Origin of the sequence: Chryseobacterium sp. CH25 (assembly GCF_004119455.1) — a bacterium.
Classification (GTDB): domain Bacteria; phylum Bacteroidota; class Bacteroidia; order Flavobacteriales; family Weeksellaceae; genus Chryseobacterium.
The window spans coordinates 906,138-925,435 of record NZ_NRQT01000001.1 but is presented as its reverse complement, the minus strand read 5'-3'; the positions used below and the strand labels follow the sequence as shown (position 1 = coordinate 925,435).

Annotated in this window: 17 protein-coding genes; 11 read left to right on the top strand and 6 right to left on the bottom strand. The window is 35.4% G+C overall.

The window, feature by feature from the left end; genetic code table 11:
• Positions 1 to 14: 14 nt before the first annotated feature.
• Positions 15 to 503, top strand: coding sequence for a DUF6691 family protein (locus BOQ64_RS04150; RefSeq protein WP_129058303.1), 489 nt, complete (start codon positions 15 to 17; stop codon positions 501 to 503).
• Positions 504 to 733: 230 nt separating this feature from the next.
• On the opposite strand, the gene BOQ64_RS04145 is transcribed toward BOQ64_RS04150, so the two are convergent.
• The 6 genes from BOQ64_RS04145 to BOQ64_RS04120 form a co-directional block, all read right to left on the bottom strand.
• On the bottom strand, positions 734 to 1,555 hold the full coding sequence (locus BOQ64_RS04145) for a GLPGLI family protein (protein ID WP_164975746.1): 822 nt from the start codon (positions 1,553 to 1,555) through the stop codon (positions 734 to 736).
• A gap of 61 nt (positions 1,556 to 1,616) precedes the next feature.
• Positions 1,617 to 1,799, bottom strand: coding sequence for a bacteriocin-like protein (locus tag BOQ64_RS04140; RefSeq protein ID WP_129058305.1), 183 nt, complete (start codon positions 1,797 to 1,799; stop codon positions 1,617 to 1,619).
• A 279-nt stretch (positions 1,800 to 2,078) separates the two neighbouring features.
• Positions 2,079 to 3,479 carry an efflux transporter outer membrane subunit gene (locus BOQ64_RS04135; RefSeq protein WP_129058306.1) on the bottom strand — a complete coding sequence of 467 codons (1,401 nt, stop codon included), beginning with the start codon at positions 3,477 to 3,479 and terminating at the stop codon, positions 2,079 to 2,081.
• Position 3,480: 1 nt separating this feature from the next.
• Positions 3,481 to 4,638: an HlyD family secretion protein gene (locus BOQ64_RS04130; protein ID WP_129058307.1), complete on the bottom strand. Its 1,158-nt coding sequence runs from the start codon at positions 4,636 to 4,638 to the stop codon at positions 3,481 to 3,483.
• 5 nt (positions 4,639 to 4,643) lie between these two features.
• Complete coding sequence (locus tag BOQ64_RS04125; RefSeq protein ID WP_129058308.1) at positions 4,644 to 5,009, bottom strand: DUF3302 domain-containing protein; 366 nt, start codon at positions 5,007 to 5,009, stop codon at positions 4,644 to 4,646.
• Positions 5,010 to 5,228: 219 nt separating this feature from the next.
• On the bottom strand, positions 5,229 to 5,834 hold the full coding sequence (locus tag BOQ64_RS04120) for a Crp/Fnr family transcriptional regulator (protein ID WP_228448145.1): 606 nt from the start codon (positions 5,832 to 5,834) through the stop codon (positions 5,229 to 5,231).
• A 108-nt stretch (positions 5,835 to 5,942) separates the two neighbouring features.
• Here BOQ64_RS04120 and BOQ64_RS04115 point away from each other — a divergent pair, with 108 nt between their 5' ends.
• From BOQ64_RS04115 to BOQ64_RS04070, 10 genes are all read left to right on the top strand, one after another.
• Entirely contained in the window at positions 5,943 to 6,938 is a 996-nt protein-coding gene (locus BOQ64_RS04115; RefSeq protein WP_129058309.1) for an isoaspartyl peptidase/L-asparaginase family protein, read from the top strand.
• 113 nt (positions 6,939 to 7,051) lie between these two features.
• Positions 7,052 to 7,636, top strand: coding sequence for a hypothetical protein (locus BOQ64_RS04110; RefSeq protein ID WP_228448143.1), 585 nt, complete (start codon positions 7,052 to 7,054; stop codon positions 7,634 to 7,636).
• A 14-nt stretch (positions 7,637 to 7,650) separates the two neighbouring features.
• Positions 7,651 to 8,313 carry a copper homeostasis protein CutC gene (locus BOQ64_RS04105; protein ID WP_129058310.1) on the top strand — a complete coding sequence of 221 codons (663 nt, stop codon included), beginning with the start codon at positions 7,651 to 7,653 and terminating at the stop codon, positions 8,311 to 8,313.
• 359 nt (positions 8,314 to 8,672) lie between these two features.
• Positions 8,673 to 9,059: a GxxExxY protein gene (locus BOQ64_RS04100; protein ID WP_129058311.1), complete on the top strand. Its 387-nt coding sequence runs from the start codon at positions 8,673 to 8,675 to the stop codon at positions 9,057 to 9,059.
• A complete protein-coding gene (locus BOQ64_RS04095; protein WP_129058312.1) occupies positions 9,052 to 11,526 on the top strand; it encodes a beta-mannosidase in 2,475 nt (824 codons plus the stop codon). Before BOQ64_RS04100 ends, BOQ64_RS04095 begins: the two co-directional genes overlap by 8 nt.
• Positions 11,527 to 11,624: 98 nt before the next feature.
• On the top strand, positions 11,625 to 11,870 hold the full coding sequence (locus tag BOQ64_RS04090) for a type II toxin-antitoxin system ParD family antitoxin (protein WP_129058313.1): 246 nt from the start codon (positions 11,625 to 11,627) through the stop codon (positions 11,868 to 11,870).
• A 208-nt stretch (positions 11,871 to 12,078) separates the two neighbouring features.
• Positions 12,079 to 12,987 carry an AEC family transporter gene (locus BOQ64_RS04085; RefSeq protein WP_129058314.1) on the top strand — a complete coding sequence of 303 codons (909 nt, stop codon included), beginning with the start codon at positions 12,079 to 12,081 and terminating at the stop codon, positions 12,985 to 12,987.
• A gap of 210 nt (positions 12,988 to 13,197) precedes the next feature.
• Complete coding sequence (priA, locus tag BOQ64_RS04080; RefSeq protein WP_129058315.1) at positions 13,198 to 15,645, top strand: primosomal protein N'; 2,448 nt, start codon at positions 13,198 to 13,200, stop codon at positions 15,643 to 15,645.
• A 159-nt stretch (positions 15,646 to 15,804) separates the two neighbouring features.
• Entirely contained in the window at positions 15,805 to 17,271 is a 1,467-nt protein-coding gene (gene dacB / locus BOQ64_RS04075; protein WP_129058316.1) for a D-alanyl-D-alanine carboxypeptidase/D-alanyl-D-alanine-endopeptidase, read from the top strand.
• An 87-nt stretch (positions 17,272 to 17,358) separates the two neighbouring features.
• Positions 17,359 to 19,290: a M1 family aminopeptidase gene (locus BOQ64_RS04070; RefSeq protein WP_129058317.1), complete on the top strand. Its 1,932-nt coding sequence runs from the start codon at positions 17,359 to 17,361 to the stop codon at positions 19,288 to 19,290.
• Positions 19,291 to 19,298 lie beyond the last annotated feature (8 nt).

Below are 19,298 nucleotides of genomic sequence, written 5' to 3'. Positions count from 1 at the left end.
TTAAGAATCAATCAATGATAAAAGAACAGGAACAAAATATTCGTCATCAAGATGCAGCCTGTACTAACGAAAGTACATTAAAGCATCCATGGTATTACAATATAAAATATCTGGCAGCAGGAATTATTTTTGGAATCATCTTCGTAAAAGCTGAGGTTATCAGCTGGTTCAGAATTCAGGAAATGTTCCGCCTGCAGTCGTTTCATATGTATGGAATCATCGGGAGTGCTGTTTTGGTAGGAATTATTTCAGTGTGGCTGATTAAGAAATTCAATATCAAAACAATCCATGGTGAACCCATTACATTAACCCCTAAAAAGTTCAATAAAGGTCAAATTTATGGCGGATTGATCTTTGGTTTTGGCTGGGCTATTACCGGAGCATGTCCGGGGCCACTTTTTGCCCAGGTCGGAACCGGAGCACTAGCGGTATCTGTTACCCTTCTAAGTGCTATTGCCGGAACCTGGGTGTATGGATATTTTAGAGATAAACTACCTCATTAAGATTGAGTTAATAAAAATAATCTTCTAAAGCATATTTTATTATTACATAAAAATAAAAAACAATACCAAGATTGATGCTGTTGTTTAATTTCTTTGTACAATTAAATATATAGTTATCATAATTTGTTAAGGATTTCATCTTATTGAATTTAATATTTGTATATGTATTCAACAGGTGAAAAGATTAGCTTTCTGATCAACAAACTAAAAAAGATTAGCATTTGCTAATCTTATTCAAGTTCTATGGGGTTATATGGTTTTGATTTCATTTTAATATTTATTTGATTACCGTTGGAATCATATATTGGTTCGCTGTAAATACTAGGATTTTCATGAACATTTTTTTGAAGCTGACGAAATTTTTCTCTAGAGGTTTGTAATATATTTTTCCCTGTTTTTAAATAGATATTACCAGGTTTATGATCTAAAGCAATTACTTTAAAATAATAATTACTTTTTGAATCTTCTATTTCCATTATTAAACCTGGAAGATCTTGAAAAAGATAAGGACCATTATTAATAGGGATATCTTTAGCATACCAAGCTACATATTTTCGGCCTTTATATTCTGTTGTCGCTTTATGACAAGTATATCCTAAGATTTCTTTACTTTCATTTTCTAATTTCCAATCAAATTTATACTTATTATCCTCATATTGATATGTTTCTTTTGCATAATCCTGAATAATGTTTTTAGCTTGTTTAAAATCTTTAAGAACGTAAATATTCCACTTTTCTATAAAATTGTTATACAAATTAAATTCTTTAGCACTAATTTGTGTTTTATGACTATATATATCTGATAAAGAATCACTTCTTACACTATTATAATCTGAAAACATAGAATAGTTATCACCTAATCTTAAAAGACAAATAGCTTCTTCTATTTTTTTAGAATTTCTAGGATCTTTTTTAAATTTTACTTCATAGTATATATTATAAGTACTATTGTCAATTATTTTTTCACTGTAGGGAAATGGCTTTACAGAATTTCCAACTAAAGAAATTTTTTGAGCATAATTTGACGTAAATATTAATATTAAAAAAGGCAATAAACTTTCATATATATAATTAAAAATTAAAGGACTATATCTAATATAGTCCTATTTAAATTTATCCGCACTTAATTTCATTTAATTCCATCATTGCCTGATGCATCTGTCTAGGGCTTGAATAATTATCACCACACATATAATAATCTCTACCGCAACCAGAATCAACACTATACCATTGACTACAAGAACCTCCATTTACTTTCTTAAGATCATTCTTAGATAATTTTTTTAGATTTTTCATTTTATGTTTTTTTAAATTGAACAGTAAATATAAAAATTAATTCAAATACAAGAGAAAAAATATTATTATGTTAACTGTTTGTATTATTGAGGAAAACCGTAAAATAAATTAAAGTATTTTGTATGATATTGATTTAACTTCTATGTACAAAAATAACATTGGACAGAGTTTTTTTGAATTTGAAATTTGTGTAATTTCTTTGTACAATTAAGTATATAGTTATCAAAAATAAAATAAAGACTGCTGATTCTATTTCAGCAGTCTTTATTCCGTATAAAATTATGAAAAAATGAAGTTTTGGGCACCCAGAGCCATATAAAGATTGATGCGTTCCATTTTGTCCTGAAGTTCCAGATTGATAAGGTTCATCTCATTCTTAAGAAGATCCCTTTGCTTTCGGATCAATATGAAACTGTTATTGGTTCCTACCTTAATTTGTTTTTCAGTGAGACTGATATTATTTTTCAGCTCATTGATGGCTTTACGGTTAAAGGTACTCTGCTTTTCAATAGAGTTTAAATTTGCTAATGATGATTCTACTTCATTCAATGCATTCAGAACTGCTTTTGAATATTCTTCAACCACCTGTTTTTGCTGAGAATTTTTTATTTCCACATTCTTTTTAAGCTTTCCACTATTGAAAATAGGAGAAACCAAACCACCACCCACTCTCAGTAAAGGATTAGTAAATAATGAATTAATAGATTCTACATTACTGCCCGCTGTTCCCAGTGAAGAACTGATCGTAAGAGAAGGAAGCCTTGCTGCATTAGCCTGCTGAACCTCATAAAAAGCCTTTTCAATTTGAAAGTGATAAGCCTGTATATCCGATCTGCTTTCTAAAAGCTCTAAGGGAAAAGAAGAAGGAATGTTATTTTGTACAGGATTAAAAAAATTCTGTGTAGTTAATTTTCCCTCAGGATATTTTCCGGTAAGAAGCTCAAGCGATCTTCTGGATTGCATATTGGCATTTCTGATTTTTTCAAGATAACCCTGCAGAGAAATGATCTCTGCTGAAATATTGGATAAATCAAGAGCATTGGCCGTTCCTACTTTTTTCTGAACTGTATATAGTTTTTCCAGTTCTTGCGTTTTCTTAATATAGCCTTCAATCATATTCTCCTGGATATTTCCGGAAATATTAAGATAATATGCCTTTGCAATCATCGCAGCGATAGACTGATGTAGCAAGGTATTCTGATGCTTAGCAGAAAAATAATCGCTGGTACTGGCCATTTGAGCAGATTTATTTTTACCCCATAAATCAATTTCCCAACTGGCTTTTAATGCCAGACGGCTAATCTGGCTTTCGCTCACCAGATTATTGGAGGTGTTAGCAATGGCACTTACACTCGGATAAAGATTAGTCCCTGCAATTTCCATCGCCAGTTCAATCTGATTGAGTTTTTCTTTAGCAATAATAATGTCAGCATTATATTGCATTCCTTCATTGATAAGTGCTTCCAGTTGAGGAGTCTTAAGATCCGAAATCCAGTCATAAGAAAGAGATCTGGAATTGGCATTTCGGTCAAAAATCCAGTCATCAGGAATGGTAATATGAGAGGCTACTTCACTTTTTTCCTTTAACTCAGCTATATTTTCTTTGGTTGGTTCCTTGTAGCCTATGCATGAGCTCAGACTTACAGCCAGGATTCCTGCCATAATGAATCTTTTGTACATATTAGTGAAGTTTAGGAATAATGAAGTTAATCTTACTGTTGATTCGTACCATTACTTTACGGATAAGATGTAGAGGTTTAATATGATCCGAATAAATAACTGCTGTTCCTCTCGCACCAACCGTCAGTTGCTTTTGGTTATCTTCCAGAACAAACTTGGCAATCATTTTTCCATCCGTTTCTGGTAACTGTCTTGCGGTATCAGGAAGTCCTGCTGTAGATCCGTTTCCACCAAGCATTCCACCTGCATTGTTCATAATTCCCTGGCTGGTAGCATCAATAACATATTCAAGTTTAGCCTTAACAACCTTTCCCGGTTCTGTTTTAAGAGCTAATTCCACTTCATCACCATTTTTTACAGCCTCAAGCTCGTTTTGAGCAAAAAATCCGATCACAGACTGCTGCTTCTGAATCAAAACAAAAGCAGATTTAAACGGAGCCATAATCGCTCCTTCATTAAGCTGAACATTCGGAATAATACCATCTGTAGGAGCTAAAACCACGGTTTGAGATAAATTCCATTTAGCCTGATCCAGTTTAGCCTGAATTTCTGATACCGATGAGTTTTCTCCATTATAAGAAGCATTCGATTTAGTTTCAAGAGACTGTTGCTGAGCTTGTGCCGCACTGATTCGGGATTGTAAATCCTGAACATTCGTCATCGCCTGTTCCAGATCAAATTTGTTGGCAGCACCCGCTTCTACTAATTCTTTATATTGATTCACTCTTTTGTTAGCCAGATCAAGCTGTGACTGTAATCCTGCAATGTTTTTTCTGGACGAAGCGATATCTGTATTGTAAGAGCTTACGGTAGCTTTCATATTACTGAGTTTTGCTTCCAGAGACTTAATCTCCTGTACATAAGGTTCTCTGTCTAAAACAAATAAGGTATCTCCTTTTTTAACTTCCTGATTGGTTTTTACATACACCTTTTTTACTTTTCCTAAAACCTGTGTGGTAATATCCACACTTCTGTTTCCTACTTTCACATCAGACGTAATAGGACAAAAGTAATTAAGACTTAATATTAAAGCGATAGACCCGAAAATTGGAAGAGAATATACCACAACCTGAGTGGTAAATGTCCAGGGTATTAATTTTAATTTTTTAATGAGAAGCCAGCAGATTCCGGCATATATGGCAATAAGTACTTCTAGCATGTTGGTTAATTTTCAATTGTGTTAAGGTTTTCTTCTTCCTGTTCTTTAGGAATATCAGGATCATTTTTAGATTGATTTTGATTGCCATAATCATAATTGGCCCAGATTAAGGCAACCGGCCATAAAAGGCCTCCAAACACAAGAGAGAGGAGGCACATACTCTTTATGGCGTTGAGCTGAGGATGATTCTTCTTTTCAGCTACTTTCTCCGGATAAATGTGAACTTTCCAGAAAAGGTAGATCCCGGCCAAAGGTAAAACAAGTAAAATGACCCAGGATGCAACATCAGCTATATTGTCTTCTATTCCTGTAGATGCCTGAACAAAATTGCATGAAAGTAACAGGCAGAGAAGGATGGATATTCTTTGCATAATATATTGGTATAAGGTAATATTTAAAAGTAAAACAAGGTAGTAGTCCAACTACAGGCAGTAGTCAGTTAACTTACATCTTAAATGAAGATTAAAGATGATGTAATGTAATACGTTTTTGTGAATAATAATTTCTCATTTTTGCTTTTAATAAATTGTGTAACAGTATTTTGATGAAGCAAAAATAGATCGAATAAAGTGAGAAAAAGTATTCCTAAGTTATTTTTTTCTTTCGTTTCTTTTTTTATGAACCCTTGCGGTCATCCTTGAAAGAGAATTGGGAGTAATGCCCAGAAAATTGGCAATATACTTTCTGTTAGCGTTTTGAGAGGTAAATGGACGATTTTCCAGAAACTCTTCATATCTCGAATGCGGAGAAGTAGAACAAAATTGTTCAGTGCGTATCTTTAGCGTGTTAATAATCTGTTTTAAAGATTTTATATAAGCATTATAAATTCCCCTGTGCTGGAATGCCACTTCTTCAAACTCAGCTTTGTTAAATAAAAAGATCTGAGATTCGATAACAGCTTCAATCGTATATTTTCTTTCGCTTTCTCCTGAAAATGATTCAGGGCTTTCCATAATGGCAGCTTCTTTTTCTGATGGTAAAAAAAGATTGGTTTCAATACCATTCTCATCATCAAAGAAAAATCTAAGCAATCCGTTGGAAAGAATAAATAGATCATTAAAAGACTGTCCCGGCTGTGCCAGCGTTTCTTTTTTTCTTAGAAGTCTGGGGGTGCTGATACGGATCAAAACATTAATTTCTTCATCAGATAAATCCTGGAAGAAAACAATATCTCTGAAAGTCTTAAATAGGTCCATTACAGCAGTAAAGATAATTAAAAATCAGATATAGATATTCATTCAATGATAATAAGGATTTCAAAGAAGTTTTTTTTAGATTTGTTGATACTATAATTTTGATATACAATGAACAATAACCGAAGAAGTTTTATCAAAAAGCTGGGAATCGCAACCGCGGCACTCGCTGTAAATCCATTAGATCTGATGGCGAAAGAATTGCCTGAAAACAATACTGTTACCAATAAACCTATCGTACTTTCAACCTGGAATTTCGGTCTCAAGGCCAATGAAGAAGCCTGGACTATCCTTGGAAAAGGAGGAAAAGCTCTGGATGCTGTTGAAAAAGGAGTGAGGCTGGTAGAATTGGATCCCAAAGAAAGAAGCGTAGGTTATGGTGGCCGTCCGGACAGAGATGGAAGGGTAACATTGGATGCCTGCATTATGGATGATAACTACAATATCGGTTCAGTGGCCTGTCTTGAAAATATTAAAAATCCTATCTCCGTAGCCAGAGCTGTGATGGAAAAAACGCCTCACGTTATGTTGGTAGGAGATGGTGCATTTCAGTTTGCCCTTTCTCAAGGTTTCAAAAAAGAAAATCTTCTTACCGAAGAATCTGAAAAAGAATGGAAGGAATGGTTGAAAACAAGCAAATATAAGCCCATTGCTAACATTGAAAACCACGACACCATAGGAATGATCGCTCTTGATGCGAATGGGAATCTCTCCGGAGCCTGTACTACCAGCGGAATGGCTTTCAAAATGCATGGAAGAGTAGGAGATTCTCCCATTATAGGAGCAGGTTTATTTGTAGATAATGAAGTAGGAGCGGCAACAGCAACCGGACACGGTGAAGAGGTGATAAGAACGGTAGGAACTCATCTTGTGGTAGAATTAATGAGGCAAGGAAGAACCCCACAACAGGCTTGTAAAGAAGCGGTAGACAGAATTGTAAAGATTAATCAGAGAAGAAATAAAAACCTTAAAGATATTCAGGTAGGTTTTATCGCCATCAATAAAAAAGGAGAATACGGAGCTTACTGTATTCAGGACGGATTCAACTTTGCGGTTTACGACCAGAAAGGAAACCGCCTTGAAAAACCTGAATTTGCAGTAAAATAATGCACAAGTTTTTTAGCCACGAATGCACTAATAAATTCATTTGTGCATTCGTGGCTAAAAACTGAAAATCTAATATTTTCTTGTGCCTTTGCGTAAACCAACAAATAAGATAAATGATTCACAGACAGAATATGAAAAGAATGATGATCGCTTCCTTGTTTTTAATAATAGGATGTAAAGAAGAAAGGAAAGAAGCAGCAGTTACCCAAACAGAACCCGAAGTGAAAGAAAATGTGGTTCAGGAAACGAAGCCTCAGGAAAATGAATCGGAAGAAGCGAAAAAATGGTTAGAAAAAAATATTGAAGATTATTTCAAATCAGATCTTGGTAACCTGGATAAGAATATGCAGAAAATGACCACCAAAGATTATTACGACTATAAAACCGATGCAATGAATGTTGACATGGATGTGGATGGAAGTCTTACAGAGAAAGAATTCAATGATAAATGGAAAGGGAAATTTGATACTAAAAAAGCCGGTGTAGGAGTTGGATTCTTAATCGCAGGTCAGGATTGGGATAAAGTACAGGTAACCAAATGCGAACTGATTTCTGAAAATGGAAACAATTATTTGTTTGATGCTGTTCTTAATGATAAAGCATTAAAAGCCGTATATCCGATAAAAGTAAAAGTAATGAAAGAAAATGGAACATTCTTAATTGCTGATGTATTGCAGGATGTTCCCGAATTTAATTAAAAGATAGAAAGACAATGTCAAAAATAGAAATAGCATGCTTTAATCCCGAATCAGCAATAATTGCTTTTGAAAATGGAGCTGACAGAATAGAATTATGTGCCGGATTAAGTGAAGGAGGAACCACTCCTGATTTTGAAACTACAAAAAGATTAAGAGAAAAAATAAATATCCCCATCTTTGTTATGATCCGCCCGAGAGGTGGCAATTTTACCTATTCAGATGCTGAATTTGAGCAGATGAAATCAGATTTGAGCACATTGAAATCATTGAGTGTTGATGGTTTCGTATTCGGTATTCTGGATGAAAATGATGAGGTGAATGTTGAGCAAAATAAAGCTTTGGTCGAACTGGCTTCACCGCTTCCATGTACATTCCACCGTGCCTTCGACAGAGCAAAAGGATTGGAAGAATCTTTAGAAAAAGTAATTGAATGTGGTTTTACAACCATCCTTACTTCAGGCCAGAAACCTAATGTATCTGAAGGGAAAGAAAACCTGAAAACATTAGTTGCACTTTCTAATAGAAGAATTGAAATTCTTGTAGGCGGTGGCCTTCGTTCCTCAAATATTGAAGGAATCAGAGAAGCTACAAAGGCAGGCTATTTCCATTCCTCAGCAATTACCGATGGTTGCTCTTTTGCGAACCCTGATGAGGTAGTAGCTTTGAAGAATAAATAATTACTAAATAACCAACTTGTCATTCTGAGCGTAGTGAAGAATCTCAAAACATGGTAGAGATTCCTCGTTCCTCGGAATGACAAAACGGCTATTAGTTTTTAATGATATAATGTAAATGATTTTCATTTGTTGATGGTAAACTTTTACATATTAATCTTTAATTTAAACGCAAAGTTTTTATTCAACAAACTGTTATATTTTAAGGAAGCAAAGTTGAGCGGCAAAGCCGTGAATAAGCAGGAGGATAACGTTCGCTTCATCATAATCGATTGCAAATCGATACCCTCTTAGCTCCCTTAAAAATCATACGTACTGTAAATAAAAACTTTGCGTTTAAAAAAACAAACACACACACACAAATGACAGAAAATGAATTATCTTACAAAATAATAGGAGCCGCTATAGAAGTTCATAAAAACTTAGGGGTCGGATTATTAGAAAGTGCATATGAAACAGCCTTAGCTTACGAATTAAGAACAATGAATCTTAATGTAAAGCAACAAGTCGTTTTACCATTACAATACAAAGAGATTACTATAGAAAATGCATATAAAATTGATCTCATTGTAGAAGATAAAGTGATTGTAGAAGTGAAATCTGTATTAGAACTGCATTCTATTTTCAGTGCTCAGGTATTGACTTATTTAAAACAGACTCATATGAAGCTCGGACTTCTTATTAATTTTAATAGTGAACTCATTAAATACGGAATTCACAGAATTGTAAACAAAATTATTGATGCATAAAACTTTACTTTTTGGCTTTCTTCTGATTCAGAATATTCTTTTTGCTCAGTATTCGGAAAGAAATCTTTCTTCTGAGAATTGGACGTTCAAAAACTCAAAAGATAAAAACTGGCTTCCTGCCAAGATACCGGGAACGGTTCATCTGGATCTGATGAATAATAAAGTCATTCCTGATCCCTTCAAAGATGAAAACGAAAAGAAAGTTCAATGGGTAGAAAATGAAGATTGGGACTATCAGACCAACTTTGAGATTTCATTCAAAGAATTCAATTATGATAATATTGATCTTGTTTTTAACGGACTGGATACATTTTCAGAGATTTATCTGAATGGAAAGTTATTGAGAAAAACAGATAATATGTTCAGAACATGGGAAATTCCTGTGAAAGAGTATTTGAAACAAGGAACCAATCTGTTGCAGGTGAAATTTAAATCTGCGGTCAATGAAGGAAAAGAACTGGCAAAAAAAGTTCCGTTTACGATGCCTGAATCACCGAGAAGCTTTGTAAGAAAAGCGCAGTATCAGTTTGGTTGGGATTGGGGACCAAGATTGGTGACAGCAGGAATTTGGAAAGATGTAAAGCTGGAATTCTGGGGAAATGCAAAGGTTAAAAATGTTCAGGTGCAGCAAAAGTCTCTTTCTGATACAGAGGCTGAAGTTTCGTTTAATATGAGCATTTTTGCTGAAGAAGAAGGCGAATATTTTACTTGGTTCAACTTAAACAGAGGAATGCATAAATTCCATCTCAATAAAGGGCTGAATACGATTATTCTCCCTTATAAAATTAAGGATCCAAAGAGATGGCAGCCTAACGGAAGAGGGAATCCCCACCGATATGGAACGAAAATTACTCTGTATAAAAAAGGTGGGAGAATTATCCGTGATATCAATGTTACTTATGGATTGAGAGATATAGAACTTATCCAGGAGAAAGATGAAAAAGGAAAATCTTTCTATTTTAAAGTCAATGGTAGTCCTTTATACATTAAAGGAACAAACTGGATACCAGCAGACAGTTTCTCTCCAAGAATCACCAAAGAAAAATATCAGAAACTGATTAAAGCTGCCAAAGACGCTAATATGAACATGATCCGGATTTGGGGGGGCGGAATTTATGAAGATGAAGAATTCTATAAAGCCTGTGATGAAAACGGAATTTTGGTTTGGCAGGATTTTATGTTTGCAGGAAGTTTTTATCCGGCAGATAACGAATTTCTGGATAATGTAAAAGAAGAAGTAAAAGATCAGATCAACAGACTACAGAATCATCCATCCATAGCATTATGGTGTGGAAATAATGAAATTGATGAAGCCATTGTCAATTGGGGATATCAGAAGCAGTTTAAATATTCAAAAGAAGATTCTTTACAGGTATGGAAAGATTATAAAAAGGTGTTTCATGAAGTGATTCCCAATACGATGAAACAGAATCTTACACCAGATAAAAACTTGTATTGGCCGAGCTCTCCGTCAATAGGTTGGGGACACAAAGAAAGCTTAACAGAAGGAGATTCTCATTATTGGGGAGTTTGGTGGGGCGAGCAGCCTTTTGAAGTTTATAATGAAAAAACAGGCCGTTTCATGTCTGAGTACGGATTTCAGGGAATGCCAACGTTAGCCACAACAAAATCAATGTTCTCAGGAGTTTCCGATCTTGACTTACAGAATCCAACCATTAAAGCCCATGAAAAACATGCAAGAGGCTGGGAAATCATCAATAAATATATGGAACGGGACTATAAAATTCCAACAGGCTTTGTGAAATACAACTATGTTTCCCAATTATTACAGGCTAGAGGAATGCAGATTGCGATAGAGGCTCATCGTAGAGCGAAACCTTATAATATGGGAACATTGTATTGGCAGCTTAATGATTGCTGGCCGGTAGTTTCATGGTCGTCCATTGATTATTTAGGAAACTGGAAAGCATTTCACTATCAGGCTAAAAGAAGCTTTGAACCGATACTGATTTCCGTTGCAGAAAGCAATAAAAGTTATGAAATATATCTGACCAGCGATTTATTGAAAGAGATAAAAACTGATGTGAAATTTGAACTTATTGATTTTGATGGAAAGTCGTTATGGAAATCCAATGTTATCAAGAATTTAAAAGCTGACGTAAGTGAGAATATTTTCAATATCAACAAAACTGATTGGGCAAAGTTTGATTTGTCTAAAGCTGTTTTAAAAATAAGTTCAGACAGTGAAGATGCAAAATTTGAAAAGCTTTTCTTTCCGGCAAGACCTAAAGATTTAAAACTTTCAAAACCTAATATTACCGTTAAAAAAATATCACCAACGGAAATTGAAGTTTCCACAGACACTCTCGCAAAAGATATCTACCTTATCGGAGATGCCCATTTCAGTGAGAACTTTTTTGATCTGTTACCTGGAACTTCAAAAAGGATTATTCTTTCCAGATCTTTGGATAAAGTTGAGGTGATGAGCTTGTTTGATACTTTTTGAAAAAAAGTATTTTGAATTACCATAAATTGGTAAATTCAATACTCCAAAGTTACCGATTTTTGATAAATTTGATGTATTGGATTTAAAATCAGGATACTATGGGACGTAATACATCTGTTTCTTTAGGTGATTATTTTGAAGATTTTATAGTTCATAAAATCTCAGAAGGTAGATATAAGAACGTGAGTGAAGTTATTCGTGCTGGATTAAGACTGCTGGAAGATGAGGAAAATAAAAGTCAGCTTCTTAAAAATGCTATTAAGGAAGGATTTTATAGTGGAATTTCAACAGACTTTAATCCTGAAAAGCATATTGAATCTCTAAGGTCTAAAATCAAAAAATAAATGAGTGCTAATTTTTATCCATAAGACCATTGAAGATTTATTGAAATTTATGCATCAGAGGCTGAAATCTGCTTAATACCGCATAATCCGAGAGAGAAACATAAGATCTAATAGGTTTTTAAAGCCTATTAGATCTAAAAAAGAACATTTTTCCATTCCCACCTCAAAAATCAACCGTAACTTTGCATTACATTATTTCTTTACAGTTATGGTAAATTTTGTTCTGATTGCAGTATGTATTATTGCAGGAATGGTATTCAAAGCAACAAAATCTATCCACCCGGATGCCCACAAGGGGATCAATACCTGGATTCTTTATCTTGCTCTCCCGGCAGTTTCATTCAAATATCTGCCTAAAGTACACTGGACAACGGAAATGCTTTTTCCGATTGCAGCCACTTTTTTAATCTCTGTATTCTGCTTCTTTTATGTCATGTTTTACAGTAAAAGTCGGGGATATTCAAGGCGTTCGAGAAGTACATTAGAATTGGCCAGTGGATACAGTAATACCTCTTTCATCGGATTTCCTTTAATCAGTGCTTTCTATGGAGAAGGGCTTCTGAGTATAGCCATTATCTGTGACCAGACTATGTTTTTTGCCCTTTCAACATTAGGGATTATTGCGGCTGTGAAAGGTGGAAGCAAGTCTGGAAAAGTGAGTGCAGCCTTTATTTTTAAAAGATTAATTACATTTCCACCATTAATAGGCTGTATTTCAGCTTTGGTATTGTCTCAGTTTATAGATCTAACCTTTGCAGAACCGCTTTTTGATAAGTTAGCGGCTACGGTAAGCCCTTTAGCTTTATTTTCTGTCGGGTTACAGTTGAAATTTAACGGTTGGAAAAAACTGATTCCTCAGATGTCAGCATCCATGTTGTATAAACTGATTCTGGCTCCGGCGATTGTATTAGGAATGGCCCTATTATTAGGAATAAAAGGAGATGTAGCAAAAATTACCGTATTTGAAGCAGCTATGCCTACCTTGGTGACCTCCAGTATTATTGCGGAACAGTTCAGACTCAATACAAAACTGACCAACCTGATTATCGGAGTAAGCATTATTGTAGGATTTTTTACCTCTGCAATGTGGTATGAGATTACCCGGTTTTTCTTTTAAGATACTTGAAATTAAAAGATTATACTTCCTGTATTTACAAATACTACAGTCGATAGACTGAACATTCCCCTCCTCTGGAGGGGTGCCAAATCGAAGATTTGACGGGGTGGTCATCAAACCAATCTCTACTACATGATTATACCACTGAAACATTCTCAAAAGTTGCAGTTCTCTCAAGAAAAATCTAATTTTACACTTTAAATATTTCCCTTGCCATACGCTCAAATTGTTTTACCGCTGAATTTAAAAGGATCCTTTACTTATAAGGTTCCGGAAGAACTGATGTCTCAAATTCAGCTCGGAATGCGGGTTTTGGTACCCTTTGGTGGAAAGAAAATCTATACGGGAATTGTTTTTGAACTTCATGATAATGCACCAGATAACTTCGTTGCAAAGGATGTCATCAGTATTTTGGATGAAAGACCGATACTTCCTGAAGAACAGATCCGTTTCTGGAACTGGCTTTCCGATTATTATCTGTGCAATCTCGGAGAAATCTACAGACTGGCTTTCCCTTCTTCATTAAAACTGGAAAGTGAAACCTATTTAAAATTAAAACCGGGTATTGTTGTTGACTTTGAAAACCTGGATGTCAACGAAATGTACCTTATTCAGGCACTGGAAGTAAGACAGCTTGTTAATCTTACAGACATTGAAGCCTTTATTCCGAAAAAGGAAATTATTAAAACGATCAATTCTCTGATCGATCTGCAATATATTGAGATTGATGAGAAAATTGCTGAAAAATATAAAGCTAAAGAGGTGGCTTATGTAAGAATTAATGGAGGTGTTTTAAACAACCAGAATCTTACAGAAATTCTTTTAAAATTAAATAAAGCCCCTAAGCAAAAAGATCTGTTCCTTCTTATTCTAGAAAAACAGACAGAAAAACCTGATCTTCATATTAAAAAAGCAGAGCTGTTTGAAGATGGCTATTTTGGAAGTTCCCATTTCAAGGCATTGGCAGACAAAGGTCTTGTTGAGGAATATTATATGCAGAAAGACAGGATTGAAAGTTATGAAGGGGAAATTGAAGACATAGAAGAACTTTCCGAAGAACAGAAAACTGCAAAATCTGAAATAGATGAAGCTTTTGAAGAAGGAAAAAATGTCCTGCTTCATGGGGTTACATCATCCGGAAAAACTCATATTTATTTAGAAAAGATTGAAGAATGCATCAGAGAAGGGAAAAACGTTCTGTTTTTACTTCCTGAAATTTCACTCACCAAACAGATTACGCAAAGACTGGAGAAAAAATATGGCAGGCAATTAGGATTTTATCATCAGAAACTTACCGACTTTGAAAGAGTAGAAGTATGGAGAAGAATTAAGCAGAATGACATTCGTATCCTTGTTGGAACCAGAAATGCTTTATTTTTACCTTATCAGAATCTGGGACTGATTGTGGTGGATGAAGAACATGATTCCGCTTACAAACCAAGAGAAGTTTCGCCCTATTTTAATGCTAAAGATGCCGCTCTTGTGTTGGGTGGTTTATACAGTGCCGGAGTGATCCTGGGTTCTGCAACACCTTCTGTTGAAAGTTATTACAGAGCCAGAAAAGATAAAATGAAATACATCTTCCTGAATGAAAGATTTGGGAATGTAAATCTCCCTGAGTATGAGTTGATTAATTTTAAAGAAGCTCAGGAATCTAAAAATGTATCCGGGAATTTTTCATCCAGACTTATTGATGCGATCAAGCATACTATTGACGAAAAGAATCAGGCCATTGTGCTTCATAACAGACGTGGTTATGCCAATGTTATTGAGTGTGAAACCTGCGGTTACGTTAATTATTGCTCTAATTGTGATGTGGTAATGACCTATCACAAGGCTGCCAATGAAATGAAATGCCACTATTGCGGACAAAGAGCTTCAAAACCAAGAACCTGCCCGAAATGTAATTCAGAAAACCTGAATGAAAGAGGAGTAGGCGTAGAACAGATTCACGAAGAAGTTTCCAAACTGTTCCCAGAGAATGAGGTAGACAGAATGGATATAGATTCCATGCGTAAAAAATTCGCCTACGAGAAACTCTATGAAAAGATAGAAGATGGGGAAACCGATATTGTAGTCGGAACCCAGATGATTTCCAAAGGTCTTGATTTCGACCATATCGAACTGGTTGCTATTCCTAAAGCTGATTCCTTATTATATGTACAGGATTTTCGAGCAGAAGAACGTGCTTACCAATTGATTACGCAGGTTTCCGGAAGAGCGGGAAGAGTTTCCGGAAAAGGAAAGATCCTGATCCAGACTTATAATCCTGATCATTCAGTATTCCAGTTGATTAAAATGAATAATCCTGCGAAGATCTATAAATATATCCTCACAGAACGTCAGAAATTCCATTATCCGCCGTTTACCAAACTGATTATGATTGAACTGAAGCACGCAAGAGATGAGAAAGTAGACCGTGCCTCTCAGTTTTTGGGTTCTATCCTGAGAAAATACCTTCCTGAGGAATGTATTTTAGGCCCCGAAAGAGCTCAGATTGCCAGATTGAATAATTTATATCAGTTCCAGATTTTACTGAAATTACCCCGCGGGAAAAACTATGAGAAGTTCAAAAGCCTGGTTTTGATAAGTTTGAAGGAATTTGATGAAATTACTGCTTATCAAAGCATTAAAAAGGGCGTTTTTGTTGATTTTTAACAATTTTTAACAAACTTTACACTCTTTTATAAGACGTTGGTAACCCGTTTTATAACAATAATTTCTACTTTTGGTCGTTGATTAAGTGTTTGGCTCTTTTATTGAATGATTTAACTTATCATTTTCTAGAGGCTCAAACCATAGAACAAAAAAGGATAGATGGTAAATTTCAGAAAATATATTTCAAGTGCAGCGGTGTTGGCTTCCGGTCTTTTCCTGGCTCAATCTACCGTTTCTACTGCTCTTTACTCTCAGAATTACGACAATCAGAAAAACAGCTTAAATCTTCCGTCGCCCGCAAGCTCGATGGAGAGAAGTGTTTTGTCGGCTAAAGAACTTGTAGACATTAATGTAAACACAATGATGGCGGATCCTGTGCTGAAAAATGCAAACTGGGGATTCGTGGTGTATGATCCGAAAACAAAAAAGGTGATCTCTTCATACAATGAAAGCTCTCCGCTGGTTCCGGCTTCCACAACAAAATTGCTGACTACAGAAACAGCATTAAACCTGTTAGGGGAGAACTACCGTTGGATGACTCAATTAGAGTATGCAGGAACAGTAGATGAAAACGGAACCTTAAACGGTAACCTTTATGTAGTAGGAAGTGGAGACCCATCCCTGGGAACAAACAAAGCAGGAGCAGGATCTTACAGAGACATTATCTCAGATTTCATAGGTGGACTTTCACGTGAGGGAATCAGAAAGGTAAATGGTGATATTATCATTCAGACAGCGCTTTTCAAAGGCAATATTGCAATGCTTCCGGAAAATGTTGTATGGTTGGAAAATAATAATTACTATCTGCCGGCAGGAACAACCCGTGCTATTAATCCGGCCAATGAAAAATTGATCGTAAAGAAATCCGGTTTTTCTACAGAAAAGAAGTTTTTCTACGTTTCACCATATGCTCATCAGATGGTATATGCTGAAAAGTATGATGGAGATGGGGTTTTAACAACAAAATTGCCTGATGCACCAGCTTATCTGGCTAATTCTTTCAGAACAACTCTTGTAAAAAGCGGAATTCCTGTTACCGGAAAAGTAGTTACAAAAATGACTGATGCTGCTCCGGAGAACAGAAAGATGATCTCTGCGTACAAATCTCCAACGTTAAGCGATATTGTATATTATACCAATCAGCATAGTGATAACTCTCTGGCTGAAGCTTTACTGAGAACTGTTGGATTCCAGAAATTGGGAGATCAGACTTCAGAATCAGGAAGAGTAGTGGTAACAGATCACTTAAAGAATGCTGGATTTGATATGCTGGGTCTTACTTATATGGATGGAAGCGGACTTTCAAGAAGCAATAATGTAACTCCAATTTCCCAGGTGAAGTTCTTAACTTCTTTAATGGATGAAAAATATTACAGATCTTATTTAACATCTCTACCTATCGGTGGACAATCCGGAACATTGAAAAGAATGTTTCTTGGAACCGGAAACGGACAGGTTTTTGCAAAAACAGGAACTTTAAATAAAGTGAAAACCCTGGCCGGTTATATGAAAACAAATTCCGGTAAAACCTTGGTTTTCTCTCTGATGGTAAATAACTATTCAGGATCAGTAGACATGGTGAAGAAAAGAATGGAAAAGATTCTTGAGCCCGCTCTGGATCTTTAGAAGCCGTTTATTTTATATATTATAAAAACCTTTTAATCAATGATTAAGAGGTTTTTTTTATATTTGAATACTACAATATTTCTACCTATGAGAAAATTTTATCTTCTGATGCTGAGCTTTTTGATTGTTCAGCAGTTGTATGGGCAAAAAGAAAATCATAATATTGAGATGAAAGGGCTGGCTGAAAAGGAAATGAAATCTTTTACCAAAAAAATGGGTGCCGGAAATACAAACCCGAATACTCTGAACTATGATCTGCAGTATCAGAGAATGGATCTGAGTATTGACCCTGCTGTCTACTCTGTTTCCGGATCTGTGACTTCACATTTCAAACCCAATCAGACGATGGGAAGTATTTATTTTGACTTTACCAATCTTCTGACGGTTTCCCAGGTGCAGTATCATGGAAGCAGCATTCCTTTTCAACAGCTTTCTACCAAGGAGATCAAAATAGATTTTCCGGCTTCCTTACCAGCCAATGTTTTGGATTCATTAACGGTTCATTATTCCGGTGCTCCGGAAAATAATACTGTTATGGTTGGAAATCAGGGATCCAATTCAATACCTGTTTTCTCTACTTTGAGTGAGCCTTATGGTGCACAGGACTGGTTTCCTACCAAGCAAAGTCTGAATGATAAGATTGAAAGATTTGATTTCAAAATTACCACTCCATCTCAATACAGCGTAGCAGCCAATGGAAAACTGATGTCGGAAATTATTTCAACAACTACAGGGGAAAAACTGACTTTTTGGAGAACAATGTATCCTACTGCTGCCTATCTTATTGCTTTATCTATCACAAATTTTGCTAAGGTGAACAGTACCATCGGAAATCCACCATTTCCGTTTGTGAATTATATTTATCCATCAACAGCAGGAAATTCAGGAGCAATGTCCAATATTGAATGGACAAAACAGATAATGGATGTTTTTGAAACCTATTTTGGTCCTTATCCTTTCCGTAATGAGAAATATGGGCATATGGAATATATTAATGGAGGTGGAATGGAGCATCAGACAATGTCTTCTATGATTGGCTGGCCTAAATATCTTATTGCACACGAACTTGCCCACCAGTGGTTTGGAGATAAAGTAACCTGTGCAAAATGGAATGATATATGGCTGAACGAGGGTTTTGCAAACTTTGGAGAGCATGTAGCGAATGAAAAGCTGATTATGACCAATGATGAATTTATGAATTACCTGAAAGGTCAGATTAATTATATTACCAACGCTACAGGTGGAAGTATATATGTTCCGGATGCACAGCTTAATAATATAAACCGAATTTTTGACAGCAGGCTAACCTATGCAAAAGGGGGATATGCGGTAAGAATGATAAAATGGATATTAGGGGACAACGCTTTTTATCAGGCGCTGAAAGATTATCACGGAAGACCGGCTCTGGCCTATAATTATGTGAAAACAGCAGATCTCAATGCTTCTTTACTGCAGTCTACCGGAAAAGATTTTACAGAATTTTTCAATGATTGGATCTATGGTGAAGGATATCCTACCTATGCAATAAAGTGGAAGCAGACAGGGAGTCAGCTTGCATTTAATGTTAACCAGACACAAAGCAGCCCTACAGTAAGCTTTTTTGAAATGCCTCTGCCTGTAAAAGTAACTGGAACAGGCGGGCAGACTGCTTATGTAGTGCTTAATAATACTTTTAATAATCAGTATTTTACTGAAAATATATCGTTTCCTGTATCAAGTGTTCAGTTTAATTATGAATATCAAATCCTGGAAAAGAATTCTACTGTTATTCAGGATAATACATTAAGTGTGTCTTCTGTAGAAAAAAATGATTTTGGTTTATATCCTAATCCTGCTAAAAATGAACTTTATTTTAAAGGTATTGATAAAGAAACAGAATATTCCATTCACGGGGTTGATGGCAAGCTGATAAAGAAATCAGTATTCAAACCAGGAAAACCGATACAGATTGGAGATTTGGTTCCCGGAGCTTATATTATTACAGTCAATGAAAAACATATCAAATTCATTAAATATTAAATAAAGAA